Raw genomic sequence first — 13,492 nt, forward strand, 5'->3', positions numbered from 1 at the left:
CGAGATATCGCTTGCCCGCGAGTTCTACCGCGAGTCCGCCGACGGCACGCCCGACACGCGCATAACGCATCACACGGCCGCCAAAGGTGCTCGCCTCGTTCTCGACCGATCCCCTTTTCGGCTGGGACGATTTTTGTGCCATTACATGCTGTTCTCGAGCTCGTCGATGAAGCGCGACACGAGTCCGAGCCCGCGGGCCCAGAAGGCGGGATCGGTCGCGTCGAGGCCGAATGGCGCCAAGAGCTCCTTGTGATGGAGCGTGCCACCCGCCCGCAGCATGTCGAGGTACTTCTTCTGGAATCCCTGTTCAGCACGCTCATAGATTGCGTAAAGCGAATTCACGAGGCAGTCCCCGAAAGCGTAAGCGTAGACGTAGAAGGGCGAATGGATGAAATGAGGGATATAGGCCCAGTAGATGCGGTATTCATCGTCGAATTGAAACGCGTCGCCAAGACTTTGTCGCTGGATCTCAAGCCAGATTTCACCGATCCGCGCCGCGGTAAGCTCCCCCTTGCGGCGCTCGCCGTGAACGCGGCGTTCGAACTCGTAGAACGCGATCTGCCGCACCACGGTGTTCAGCATGTCCTCAACCTTCGACGCTATCATGACGCGCCGGCGCCTCGGGCTTTTCTCGTCGCGCAGCATGGCTTGGAATGTCAGCATCTCGCCGAACACGCTCGCGGTCTCGGCAAGCGTGAGTGGGGTGTCCGACATGAGGTAGCCCTGCCGCGCCGCGAGGATTTGGTGCGCGCCGTGGCCGAGTTCATGCGCGAGCGTCATTACGTCGCGTGACTTGCCTTGATAGTTCATCAGGACATAGGGATGAGCGGCAGGCACCGTCGGATGACAGAACGCCCCCGGGGACTTTCCTGGCCGCACCGGCGCGTCGATCCAGGGCTGCTCGAAGAACCTATTGACGAGCTTTGCGAGCTCCGGCTCGAAATCATTGTAGGCGTTCAGCACGGTCGTCTTTGCAACAGTCCACGGAATCTCGCGGTCATCGTCCTCGGGGAGTGGGGCGTTGCGGTCCCAATATTCGAGTCTCTCCTTACCGATCCACCGCGCCTTAATGCGGTAATACCGGTGCGCAAGGCGCGGATAGGAGTCGTCGACCGCCTTCACGAGCGCGTCGACAACGTCGGCCTCGACGTGGTTCGAAAGGTGACGTGCCGCCATAGGCGTGGGGAAACGGCGCCATCTGTCCTCGATTTCCTTGTCCTTCGCGAGGGTATTGGTAATGAGGGCGAAAAGGCGCTCATTGTCGCATAAGACCTTGCCGAGCGACTTGGCCGCCTCGCGCCGTACATTCTCGTCTTTGTGGGAGAGAAGATGGAGCGCCTCGGCGTTCGAGAGCTCCTTTCCACCGACTGGAAACCTGAGGGCGGCAAGCGTCTCATCGAAGAGACGCGTCCATGCTTGACGACCGGCCACCGACTTTTCCAGCAGGAGCTTCTCTGCCTCGTCCGAAAGTTCATGGGGGCGGAACGCACGCACATCGCGCAGCCACGGCCGGTACCGCGCGAGCTTTGGCTCCTTGAGGAGCGCTTCGATGCGCGCGTCGTCAATCCGGTTGAGCTCGAGGGTGAAGAAAAGTGTCGCGGCGGAAATATCCGTCACCCTTTCGCGGATGTCCTGAGCCTGACGGGAAACTTCAGGGTCCGTCATATTCGCCGCGTGACGCAACTCCGCGTAACTTCCGATCCGGCCGACGAGCTCCGAGATCCGCTCATACTCGACGATGGCGCCGGCGAGAGCCTCGCCGTCAAGTCCGGACAACTTGCCTTGATAGCGTCGGACGAAATCCGCGGCAGCTTTGCCGCTCGTATCAAGATCGCGGGCAAGCTCCGGCGAATCCGGGCCAGGATAAAGATCCCTCAGGTTCCATTCCGGCAAATCGCCGGCACCAAGCTGCGAAATCCTTCTGTTTTGAACGCCATCCGCCATGACCACCTCCCGGACGCCAGCATATAGGTCCGTTCCCCACGCGCGCCAAGTTTTTTGGCGCTTCCGATTTTAGGCAGGACATGAGAGAAATCAGTGCCGCCATATCCTGGCAACCGGCCAAAGGATCGTGAGAATCCGGGCAGTGCTGGAATAACGTTATGGATTACCGCAGTATTCCCAATCTCGCCCGCATGTTTTTCGAGCGGGCCGAGAGTCTCGGCGACAAGCCCTTCATGTGGGCGAAGCGCGCGGGCGCCTACCGGCCGATCAGTTGGACCGATGCGGCGCACCAAGTAAGTGCGCTCGCGCGAGGCTTGCGCGCGCTCGGGGTCGAACGCGGGGACCGTGTGGCGCTCGTCTCGGAGAACCGGCCCGAATGGGCCATCGCTGATGTCGCAATCATGGCCGCGGGCGCCATTACCGTACCCGGCTATGTGACGAATACGGTCGACGATCATCGCCACATATTGAACAATACAACGGCCAAGGCGATCATCGTGTCGACGCGCAAGCTTTGTGTCGACCTGATTTCCGCCGCGCGCCTTTGTCCGCACGTCAAATTCATCGTCGCGATCGAGCCGCACGGGCTCACGCAATATCCCGGCGTCGACGTGTATAGCTGGGAAGATGCGATCGGGCGAGGCGAGGCCGCACCCGACGATACGGCCGAGGCGGTTGCGTCGATCGCGCGGAACGATTTGAGCTGCATCATCCACACCTCCGGTACAGGCGGGATGCCGCGCGGTGTTACGCTAACGCACGGTGCGATCATCTGCAATTGCATGGGGGCGCAGGTCCTGCTGCGCCAGCTTGGCCTCGAGGACGAAGTATTTCTGTCGTTCCTTCCCCTCTCCCATGCGTACGAGCACGCAGCGGGGCTATTCTTTCCCATTTCGATCGGTGCGCAGATCTATTATGCCGAGGGTGCGGAAGCCCTCGGCGCCAACATGGTCGAGGCGAGACCCACGATCATGACGGCGGTGCCGCGACTTTACGAAACGCTCCATGGGCGGATCACCGCCGGGATGAAGCGCCAAAGCGCCTTCAAGCAACGGCTTTTCTGGAAGGCGGTGGCGCTCGGCACCAAGCGTTATCGGACACCTCGCAGCCTCAGTTTGTGGGAGCGCTGCATCGACTTGGTGCTCGATTTACTCGTTCGAAAAAAGGTGAAGGCGCGTTTTGGCGGCCGGCTCAAGGCCCTCGTTTCGGGGGGTGCGCCCCTCAATCCGGAGGTGGGTGTCTTTTTCACCGCTCTTGGCCTCACGCTCCTCCAAGGCTACGGCCAGACCGAGGCAGCGCCGGTCGTGAGCTGCAATCGGCCCTCGAAGATCAAGCTCCACACCGTTGGCCCGCCGCTCGAGGACGTCGAAGTCCGGGTCGCGGAGGATGGCGAACTTCTCGTGCGGGGCGAGCTTGTCATGAAGGGATATTGGAACGATCCGGAGGGTAGCGCCCAAGCGCTTCGCGACGGTTGGCTCCATACGGGCGACATTGGCGTCATCGACGAGGACGGCCATATCCAGATCACCGACCGCAAGAAGGACATCATCGTCAATTCTGGTGGCGACAATCTATCGCCCCAGCGCGTCGAGGGGTTTCTCACCCTTGAGCCCGAGATCGCACAAGCGATGGTTCACGGCGACAAGCGGCCATATCTTGTGGCCGTGATTGTCCCGCGAGCGGAATTTGCCGACGAATGGTCGTCCGCGAATGGCAAAAAGGCCTCGCTCGCCGAGCTGGCGGGCGACAAGGCCTTTCACGCTGCAGTGGGTGCGGCGGTTGAGCGGGTCAATGCGCGGCTCTCACCGATCGAGCGGGTTCGCCGCTTCATCCTCGCAGGTGGCGGCTTCGACATTGAGAACGGCATGCTGACACCCTCCCTCAAGATTCGACGCCACGTGATTAGGCGCGTTTACGGCGATGCGCTGGAGGGGCTTTACCAGGATCGCGGAGTCGAGTCTCGAACGGAGCATCCCTCCCGCGCAACGGGATTGTGACGGCCGCCAGACGGGGGAAATTCCCGAACCGGGCGCGCGGGCGCCGTGGACGCAATCTTGCGTTCTGTCCCCGGACTCTCTGGTAACATTGCCTTGCCCGCGATCCAAAACTACTCTCATCCGGCGTAACAAACCTGCCGGAGCGGCAAACGGGATTTAGCTCGGGGCATGGGAGGATCGTCATGGCGCTCGCCGCGGTAACACTCGATGACAAATATGAGCTGCAATCCGGCCGAGTCTTCGTGACCGGAACGCAGGCGCTGGTGCGCCTGCCCATGATGCAGCGCCAGCGCGACATGAAGGCAGGGCTCAACACGGCCGCCTTCATATCCGGCTATCGCGGCTCCCCGCTCGGCGGGTTCGACCAGGCCCTTTGGCAAGCAAAACGCTTCCTCGAAAAGAATCACATCCATTTTCAACCCGGCGTGAACGAGGACCTGGCCGCGACCGCGATCTGGGGCAGTCAGCAGGTGGGGCTGTTTCCCGGCGCAAAATATGACGGCGTCTATGCGATCTGGTACGGCAAGGGACCCGGCGTCGACCGCAGCGGCGATGTCCTCAAGCACGCCAATTTCGCCGGTAGCGCCCGGCACGGCGGCGTGCTGGTGCTGGCGGGCGACGACCACGGGGCGAAATCCTCGACGCTGCCGCACCAAAGCGAGCATGCCTTCGTTTCCGCGATGATCCCGGTCTTGAACCCGGCCGGCGTCCAGGAGTTCCTTGACCTCGGCATCTATGGTTGGGCGATGTCGCGCTACTCCGGCTGCTGGATCGCCTTCAAGACGGTTGCCGACACGGTCGAGAGCTCGGCCTCGGTCTATGTCGATCCGCATCGAATCGAGATCGTGACGCCGGGAGACTTTCAGATGCCGGAAGGCGGGCTCAACATCCGCTGGCCCGATCACTGGATGCCCCAGGAAGAGCGCTTGATGCGCCACAAACTTTACGCGGCCCTTGCCTTTAGCCGCGCCAACAAGCTTGATCGGGTCGTGATCGACAGTCCGAAACGGCGATTCGGTATCGTGACCACGGGCAAATCCTACCTCGACGTTCGCCAGGCGCTCGATGATCTCGGGATCGACGAGAAGCTCGCCGCGGATATCGGGTTAACCGTCTACAAGGTCGCCATGAGCTGGCCGCTTGAGCGAGACGGCGTGCGCCATTTCGCGGAAGGTCTCGAGGAGATCCTCGTGGTCGAGGAAAAGCGGGCGCTCATCGAGAATCAGCTCAAAGAGCAGCTTTACAACTGGCGCCCAGACGTAAGGCCGCGTGTGATCGGAAAGTTCGACGAGGAAAACGAAGCGCAACTTCCGTCTTATGACGAGCTCACACCCGCTCGCATCGCCCGGGTGATCGCGAAGCGGATCGCACGCTTTTACACGAGCGAGCGGATCAAGGACCGCCTCGGCTTCCTCGAAGCCAAGGAGCGCGCGCTGAAGGCGAAGGGACCGGACTTCAAGCGCATCCCTTATTTCTGCTCCGGCTGTCCCCACAATACCTCGACGAAGGTGCCGGATGGCAGCCGTGCATTAGCGGGAATCGGATGCCATTTCATGGCGATCTGGATGGATCGGGGAACGGCGACCTTCACGCACATGGGTGGCGAGGGCGTCACTTGGATCGGGCAGGTCCCCTTCACCGAGGAAAAGCACGTTTTCGCCAATCTCGGCGACGGCACCTATTTCCACTCGGGTTATCTCGCAATCCGTGCCGCCGTCGCCGCCAAGGCCAGCATCACCTACAAGATTCTCTACAACGACGCCGTCGCGATGACGGGCGGGCAACCGGTTGACGGCCAACTCACGGTTCCGAAAATCACCCAGCAGGTCTATGGCGAGGGGGTGCGTCGCATCGCGGTCGTGAGCGATGAGCCCGAGAAGTACGCGGTTGGGACCGAATTCGCGGCTGGCACGACAGTGCACCATCGCGACGAGCTCGACGCCGTGCAGAAGGAGCTGCGCGCGTGGCCGGGCGTCTCGGTGCTTGTCTACGATCAAACCTGCGCCGCCGAAAAGCGTCGCCGGCGCAAACGCGGCACGTTCCCCGATCCAGCGATGCGAGCCGTGATAAACGAGGCGGTATGCGAGGGTTGCGGCGACTGCGGCGTCAAATCCAACTGCCTGTCCGTGGTGCCTGTCGAGACCGAATTCGGCCGCAAGCGCCAAATCGACCAATCCTCGTGCAACAAAGACTTCTCGTGCGTAAACGGCTTCTGCCCGAGTTTCGTGACCGTGCACGGCGGAAAGCTCAGAAAAAGCAGGGCGGCGGCCGTCGCAACCGAACCCTTTGCAGACCTTCCTGCGCCAATCCTGCCCACGATCGGTACCGATCCCTACAACGTCCTCGTGACGGGCGTTGGGGGTACCGGCGTCGTCACGATTGGGGCGCTCATCGGCATGGCGAGCCATATCGAGGGAAAGGGCGTTTCCGTGCTCGACATGACCGGCCTTGCGCAAAAAGGCGGGGCCGTAATTAGCCACGTTCGCATTGCCGGAAGGCCCGAGGACATTCACTCGACGCGCATAGCGGCGGGCGATGCCAATCTCGTGCTCGGTTGCGACCTCGTCGTTGCGGCGGGCAGTGAAGCGCTCGGCAAAATGCGCGAAGGCCTCACTCGCGTCGTCATCAACAGCCACGAAACACCAACCGGCGATTTCACGCGCAACCCCGATCTCGTTTTCCCGGGTTCGGCCCTTGTGCAAATGGTCAGGGAAGCGGTCGGTGACCGGGCATTCGACGTTGTCGAAGGCACCCGGATCGCAACGGCGCTCATGGGCGATTCGATCGCGACCAACCTCTTCATGCTGGGGTTTGCCTATCAGAAGGGTTTCGTCCCGGTTTCGGACGAAGCGATCCTAAAGGCGATCGAACTCAATGGTGTGTCGCTCGAGATGAACCGGCAGGCGTTCCTCTGGGGCCGGCGCGCAGCGCACGACCTTGCCACGGTCGAGATGATCGCAGCACCCAAGGCCGTTGCGCCATCTAAGCGGATTTCACCCACGCTCGACGAAACGATTGAACGGCGTACCGAGGATCTTACTGCCTATCAGGATGCCGCCTACGCGGCCCGCTATAAACGTCTCGTTGACCGCGCCCGCGCCGCGGAAGCTCAAAAAGCCAAGGGCAAGAGCGGTTTTTCCGATGCGGTTGCGCGGTATTATTACAAGCTCCTTGCCTACAAGGATGAATACGAGGTGGCGCGGCTTTTTACGAGCGGCGATTTTGCAAAGGCGATCGACGAGCAGTTTGAAGGGAAATTCAAGCTCAAGTTCCATCTGGCCCCGCCGATCTTGGCGCGACGCGATGCAACGACGGGCGAGCTTCAGAAGCGTGCCTTTGGGCCGTGGGTGTTCAGCGCCTTCAAGTTGCTCGCGAAATTGAAGGGTTTGCGGGGGAGCTGGCTCGATCCCTTCGGCCGGACCGTCGAACGCAAGCGCGAGCGGGCACTCATCCCGGCATATGAAGCGGTGATCGAGGAACTCATGGCGGGACTTGATCATGGTAATTTCGCACTCGCGGTCGAAATCGCTTCGATTCCGGAACACATTCGCGGCTATGGGCACGTAAAGGACCGGCATATCGAGGACGCCAAAGCGCACGAAGCGGAATTACTTGCGGCATTTCGGGCACCGCCTTCCCACGCGACGGCCGCGGAGTAGCACAAGGTCCCGTGAAGCGAGCGTGGCTGATCTCTCCTGCTGACCGCGGCGGATCACGATACGGACTAAGAGCGAGGAGTCTTCGATGGCAGAGCAGGAAATAGCCGTTGTCGTAGGCGTTGGACCCGGTCTCGGGGCGTCCCTGGCGCGGCGATTCGCAAAGGCGGGCATGGCCGTCGCACTCGCGGCACGCACGCCGGACAAGCTGGCACCCCTGGCGAAAGAATTGAAGTCGCTCGGTGGACAAGGACGCGCCTACGCGTGCGACGCGACGGCCCCGCGCGAGGTCGAGAGTCTCTTCGGTCGCGTGAAGGCCGAACTCGGCATTCCGCACCTCGTGGTGCACAATGCAAGCGCATTCATGCGCAAGGGCATCCTCGATACCACGGTCGAGGAGTTCGAGCGCTGCTGGCGTGTGTCCTGTCTCGGTGGATTCCTGGTGGGCGCTGCGGCCGTGCGCGCAATGCTGTCTCGCGTCGAGGCCGGCGGAGCCGGAGGGACCATCGTCTTTACAGGCGCCACGGCAAGCTTGCGCGGTGGCGCCATGTTCCACAATTTGGCGGTCGGCAAATTTGGCCTGCGTGCCCTCGCACAAAGCATGGCGCGGGAGTTCCAGCCCAAGGGCATCCATGTAGCCCATGCCATAATCGACGGCCAGATTGCGGGCGAGCGTGCCGGCTACCGGCGCAATGAACGCGGACCCGATGCAATTCTCGAACCCGACGCGATTGCCGATGCGTATTATCAGGTCCATCGCCAGCCGAGGAGTGCCTGGACGCTCGAGTTCGATCTGCGGCCTTGGGTCGAAAAATTCTAGTGTGGCGAATCCGAAATTCGCCACATCTGGGTGCGGGACGTTGAGCGAATTTCGGATTCAAAGCCACACGAGGAATATATTGTATCGAGTGTGGTATTCGGATTTGAAGTTCCTAAACGCGGATGCCACCAAAATGCCAGGAACTTCAAATCCACCACACTAGGGTGCCCTCAGTTAAAGGCGAACCACGTTCTTTCTTCCAGCCCCATCGGAACCTTCGCGTCTACGATGTGGCTAGTCCACCCCATGCTTGACGATCCGTTTCGCGCTAGGTGCTCGTGAGCTGGCGAAGGACATCGTTCGGTCGGTAGGTGTCGCACTTTACATGATCGAAGGTACGGCCCTTCGTCTCTTTCGCAGGCCATGCGCATAATTTGACGATCGACGTGATGGGTATTATGCCGATACCATCATAACGTTCTTCGGTCCGCGGTTACGAAGCGCTCTTGGCCGTTAGGCTTCCACCGTAGACCTTCACGCACGTGCCTTTCGGGACGTATGCCCAAATCTCTTCACCCTTTTCTTGGGCGGCTTGTGTTTGGCCTGTGGGCATTGTGCTACCGGTCACAGACGCTCCGGCGTTTTTCGCGGCATCTGCCATATATGCGCAGCTATTGGAATCGGTTCCACACGCGGAAACGTCGTGAATGGAAACGCCATAGCATTTTTCATCGATCGGCTGATTGCTGCCGCTCTCGGCCGACACAGGCGTGGCGGTGACCGTAGCAATGGCAGATGCGATCAAGAGCGACAACTTCATGGCCAACTCCCGGCGAGGCGGCCCTTGAGACATAGGGCAAATGCCGGTTCTTTGCAACCGCTCCGCGCCGTCGGTTTCCCGGCCGCAAGCGATACGACGTATTGGAGTCGTACTTCAGCATTTCGCTTCACCGGGGCGTCGCGCCTTCGGTTATTTTTGCCTGGTATTCGCGGAACTCCGGCGGCCATTTGCTTTTGATGAAGGCAAGCACCGCCCATATTTCGTCGTCCGACAGCTGATCGGCGAACCCCATCATGTCGGTTTGATAGCCTGGAGGCGCATAAGCCGCGAAGCCATCCTTTACCATCCCGAAGAGTTCGTCGTCCGCATGGCGCCAAGTATGGCCGTGGTAATCGTGGGGCGGCGCCGGGTTGCGGCCATTGGGCTTGCGATTCCGCCAATTGGGCTCGCCCTCGAGGTTCTTGCCATGGCAGGAAGCGCATCGCTGCGCGTAGACCTCGGCGCCGAGCGCAACTTGCGACGGATTATCCGGATCTGCCTTGCTCGTGGGCGCAGCACTCAGCCAGGTCAACCACGCAGGCATCGCGGCAATCAGCGCTGCAAGGATGCAGAGCCGGGAGATCCGCCGCATCAGAGTGGAACCGGCGCAATAGCGGATTGGCAAATCCCACTCACATCCCAAGGGCGCGCTTGTAAATATCGAGAAGCGTTTCCTGCTCCTGCCTGTCGGAACTGTTCATCTTGCGCAGACGGATCACCTGACGCAGCACCTTGAGATCGAACCCACTGCCCTTTGCCTGGGCGTAGACGTCGCGGACATCGTCGGATAAGGCCTTTTTCTCCTCCTCCAGCCGCTCGATCCGCTCCACGAAGGAGCGTAGTTGCTCGGTCGCAATTCCGCCGACATCGGGCATCGTCTCGTTCTCCTGCCTATGACTCGCGTTGATCGCCGGGACGAGGACTCATAACGAGCGCCCCTGGTGCTGACAAGTCGCCTACGCAAGCTCCTCATTGCACACCGAGAATCCAACCCTCTTCGGCGAGGCACCCGAGGTTTTCCACAGCGCTCAGGCGACTCGGCCGTGCAAACCAACCGCGCAACTTGCCTCGGCGGTCCGCCTCGAGCAGGGTGTCGCGCACCGCCGCGACCTGCCGTGCGTCCTTGATCTTGTGAGGCTGACGTTCGGGCGAGAAGCGCCTTAAACTCGGCCAGATTTCCGCGTGAATGATGCCATCGAGCCACTCATCCCAATTCGTTTCGAACGGCCATATGTGGGAGCGATGAGCGAGTTCGGGGGCGGTCAGAAGCCGGTGCATGACAGGCAGCCCGAGAAGCGTCTGGCTCCCGACCGATCCGGCTCCGCCGAGCTTCCAGGTCGATTGCGGGTATTCACGCCGCTCGCGCAAAAACCGATCGACCGTGCGGTACTCGCCGAAATCGGCGCCGTCGAAGTGATCGCCCCGCAATCGCGGACGTTTCGTTGGCAGCGTCCGGTCCGCCTCCTTTGCAGGAACCATCCAGAACGGCCCCGGCGGGTTTCCCAACTCGCGATTGAGGCGGCGTGCGACTTCGAATCGGTTATTGCGATTGTCGGGTCGATCGTCGATCAGGGAGGCGAGATGTGCGGCAAGCTTGCGTCCACCCCCAAGGCCGGAACCTTTCGGGTAGGAATGCGGGAAATCGAAACCGACGAGAGCGTTGCCGCCGCATTCTGTCAGTAGGCCGAGCAAATGCCCGAATGCATCATGCCGTGTGCGGCAATAGCAAGGGCTGGGCCTTTTTTGTGGCGATCCCCAGGCGATCCATATCTGGTCGGCCGTCTCTGTTCGCGGGCCCGGATAGCTCGCGGCAGACCAGTCGACCATAACAATCAGATCGAAGAGGCGCGCCACGCAAAGGTCGGCGTGCGATCAGTGACGGCCGTGGCCGGATTTCGAAAAGGCGGCCTTCTGTTCGGCCGAGGCTTCTTTTTGGTACTTCGTCTTCCACTCGCCATAAGGCATGCCGTAAACGATCTCGCGAGCCTTCTCGTCCGGCAAGGCAATCCCACGCGCCTCGGACTCTTCCCGGTACCAGCGCGAAAGGCAGTTCCGGCAAAAGCCTGCGAGATTCATGAGATCGAGGTTTTGCACATCTACGCGCTCGCGCAAATGTTGTACGAGTCGGCGGAAGGCTGCGGCCTCGAGCTCTGTACGGATCCTGTCGTCGGTGTTCATGTCGTCCTCTTTCCAACCGTCCCAGCTATTTATGTAGGATCGCGGTTTGTCCGGTCAATCGAGACTGCGACGCGCCGCGGTTATGACCCAAGCGCCGCCAGGCGCTTGTCCACGTCTAGTCCATTCAAGGTCTCGGCGATCAGCATGTCGACGACCGCTTTCAGCGATTCGCTTTCGGTGGCGCCGGCCGCCTTCGCGTCTTCGAATGTCTTGATCTGCAGATGCGCCGAAGTGCCGCGCGCGATGATCGTGCGCGCGTGCGCTATTTCGGCCTCGCAGCCGAAATACGCGGCGTCGGGCGCCACAATGGCCAGGATCTCCTCGAGGAGTTCGGGATAAGGTACAATCACCCCTTTGCCGAAATCGACCAGGCCCCTGTCATACCCATAGCGTTGTGCGCGCCAACGATTCTCATTGACGAGCATCGAGGCATATCGTCGCCAGCGCTGATTGTCCCGCCGGAGTCGCCATAGCATCCGGAGCCAGCAACGATAGACGGCGGCGATCGCAATCGCATCTTCGAGGCGCGTACAGATATCCGTGATGCGCATTTCGAGAGTTGGGAAACGAGCGGATGGCCTGAGGTCCCACCACAACTTCGAGGCGTCCTCGATGATCCCGGCGTTGACTAGCACACGCACATGGCGCTGATACTCGCCCCAACTATCGAACTGTTCGGGCAATCCCGTGCGCGGCAATTCCGAGAACACGGCGATACGGTACGACATGAGACCCGTATTACTCCCGCGCCAAAAGGGCGAGGACGTGCTCAACGCCAGTAAATGCGGCAGCACGTAGCTCGCCTGGCTCATCAGGTCGATGCGCAAATCGTCGTCTGGAATCCCAACATGGACATGCATGCCGCAGATGATGAGTCTGCGCGCGACACCTTGAAGGTCGCGGGCAAGAATTTCGTAGCGCTCCTTCGAGGTTGGTCGCTGACTGTGCCAGCTCGCGAACGGATGGGTCGACGCGGCTATGATGGCAAGGCCGTGGCTCGCGGCGACGCCGGCAACAGTCTTGCGCATACGTGCGAGCTCGGCGCGCGCCTCACCGAGGGTCGTACAGATGCGCGTGCCGACCTCGATCTGCGACTGCAGGAATTCGGGCGTAACCTGACCTTGGAGGAGTGCCTCGCACTCGGCAAGCATTGTCGGCGGCGCTTCGCTAATGAGGTCGCGGCTCGTGCGGTCGACAAGCAGATACTCCTCCTCCATGCCGACTGTGAAGGGGGGTTCCTCGACGTGCCGTGCCGTCTTGCTCACTTGAAATGTTCCACGCGATAAATCGAGTCCTCGCGCATGACGGGTGCGAGTGCATCGGCAAATCGCTCTGCCCACGCCGCGGCACCATGATTTGTATCGATCAAGTCCTGCCGAATTTCGACCGCGACGTGGGGGTAGCCATGGGCGACCGCGTGCGTCGTGACGCTGTAGCCCTTCGGTTCCCGGGCGGAGTAGGGTTGATTGTCGCCAACATCGAGGCCGGGGCTTTTGCGCAATTCCGCCATCAAGGGTAGCGCGACGCGGGGGTCGCGGTCCCACAGAATGCCGATCTGCCATGGACGCTCGAAGCCATCGAAGACTGGCGTAAAACTATGAATCGAGACGAGTCCTGGGACGCGCCGCCGTGCGCGGAAGCCTGCGAGAATTTCGTCGATCGCCGCGTGATAGGGATGGAAGAGCGCTTCCTGTCGCCGCTTCGCATCGATCGGTTCGAGCTGGCGATTGCCGGGGACAACGACACCGTCGCTTAGGATGGGGATCGATGACGGGTCGGTAAGTGCGCGGTTGCAATCGATGACGAGGCGCGAATAACCCGTCAGCGCGAGAGGCGCGTCGAAATGCTTGGAAAGCCAGCGCGCGACTTCGGCTGCGCCAATGTCCCATCCGATGTGCCGGCGTAGAAGTGTTGCCTCGAGACCGAGCGAACCGAGCGACATCGGCACGCGCCGGCTTGCATGATCGCAAATCAGAAGAAACGGTGCGGTACCCTCAAGATTGATGGTTTCGAAGGCTGGCGGTTCGTCGGCGCTCAAGAGTGGGGCGAATGGCTGCACAGGGTGGTCCCGGGATTGCTTCATCGTCTTCGTCATGAATCGCACTATAGTCGAAAGTGTTGCGCTTTGAAGCAGTCG

At 61.0% G+C, this 13,492-nt stretch carries 11 protein-coding genes; 3 read left to right on the forward strand and 8 right to left on the reverse strand.

Features of this window, described 5'->3' with window-relative positions:
- Positions 1 to 141: 141 nt before the first annotated feature.
- Entirely contained in the window at positions 142 to 1,944 is a 1,803-nt protein-coding gene (locus tag VEJ16_18530) for a M3 family oligoendopeptidase (protein ID HYB11659.1), read from the reverse strand.
- A gap of 158 nt (positions 1,945 to 2,102) precedes the next feature.
- On the opposite strand from VEJ16_18530, the gene VEJ16_18535 reads away from it, so the two are divergent.
- From VEJ16_18535 to VEJ16_18545, 3 genes are all read left to right on the forward strand, one after another.
- Positions 2,103 to 3,941, forward strand: a complete 1,839-nt coding sequence (locus VEJ16_18535; GenBank protein HYB11660.1) for an AMP-dependent synthetase/ligase — start codon at positions 2,103 to 2,105, stop codon at positions 3,939 to 3,941.
- Between the two features lie 182 nt (positions 3,942 to 4,123).
- Positions 4,124 to 7,600: an indolepyruvate ferredoxin oxidoreductase family protein gene (locus VEJ16_18540; GenBank protein HYB11661.1), complete on the forward strand. Its 3,477-nt coding sequence runs from the start codon at positions 4,124 to 4,126 to the stop codon at positions 7,598 to 7,600.
- An 85-nt stretch (positions 7,601 to 7,685) separates the two neighbouring features.
- A complete protein-coding gene (locus VEJ16_18545; protein HYB11662.1) occupies positions 7,686 to 8,417 on the forward strand; it encodes an SDR family NAD(P)-dependent oxidoreductase in 732 nt (243 codons plus the stop codon).
- Positions 8,418 to 8,850: 433 nt separating this feature from the next.
- Here VEJ16_18545 and VEJ16_18550 read toward each other — a convergent pair whose 3' ends face one another.
- From VEJ16_18550 to VEJ16_18580, 7 genes are all read right to left on the reverse strand, one after another.
- Positions 8,851 to 9,177, reverse strand: a complete 327-nt coding sequence (locus VEJ16_18550) for a DUF2282 domain-containing protein (GenBank protein HYB11663.1) — start codon at positions 9,175 to 9,177, stop codon at positions 8,851 to 8,853.
- Between the two features lie 127 nt (positions 9,178 to 9,304).
- Positions 9,305 to 9,769 carry a cytochrome c gene (locus tag VEJ16_18555; GenBank protein ID HYB11664.1) on the reverse strand — a complete coding sequence of 155 codons (465 nt, stop codon included), beginning with the start codon at positions 9,767 to 9,769 and terminating at the stop codon, positions 9,305 to 9,307.
- 40 nt (positions 9,770 to 9,809) lie between these two features.
- Entirely contained in the window at positions 9,810 to 10,052 is a 243-nt protein-coding gene (locus tag VEJ16_18560) for a DUF2312 domain-containing protein (protein ID HYB11665.1), read from the reverse strand.
- A gap of 94 nt (positions 10,053 to 10,146) precedes the next feature.
- Positions 10,147 to 10,869 (reverse strand): hypothetical protein, encoded by a 723-nt coding sequence (locus VEJ16_18565; protein HYB11666.1) that lies wholly within the window; start codon positions 10,867 to 10,869, stop codon positions 10,147 to 10,149.
- A 180-nt stretch (positions 10,870 to 11,049) separates the two neighbouring features.
- Entirely contained in the window at positions 11,050 to 11,355 is a 306-nt protein-coding gene (locus tag VEJ16_18570; GenBank protein ID HYB11667.1) for a DUF1244 domain-containing protein, read from the reverse strand.
- Between the two features lie 80 nt (positions 11,356 to 11,435).
- Complete coding sequence (locus VEJ16_18575) at positions 11,436 to 12,620, reverse strand: carboxylate-amine ligase (protein ID HYB11668.1); 1,185 nt, start codon at positions 12,618 to 12,620, stop codon at positions 11,436 to 11,438.
- Positions 12,617 to 13,438 carry an N-formylglutamate amidohydrolase gene (locus VEJ16_18580; protein ID HYB11669.1) on the reverse strand — a complete coding sequence of 274 codons (822 nt, stop codon included), beginning with the start codon at positions 13,436 to 13,438 and terminating at the stop codon, positions 12,617 to 12,619. The genes VEJ16_18575 and VEJ16_18580 overlap by 4 nt, the downstream gene beginning before the upstream one ends.
- Positions 13,439 to 13,492: the final 54 nt, after the last annotated feature.

It is taken from the genome of Alphaproteobacteria bacterium, assembly GCA_035625915.1.
Lineage (GTDB): Bacteria > Pseudomonadota > Alphaproteobacteria > JACZXZ01 > JACZXZ01 > DATDHA01.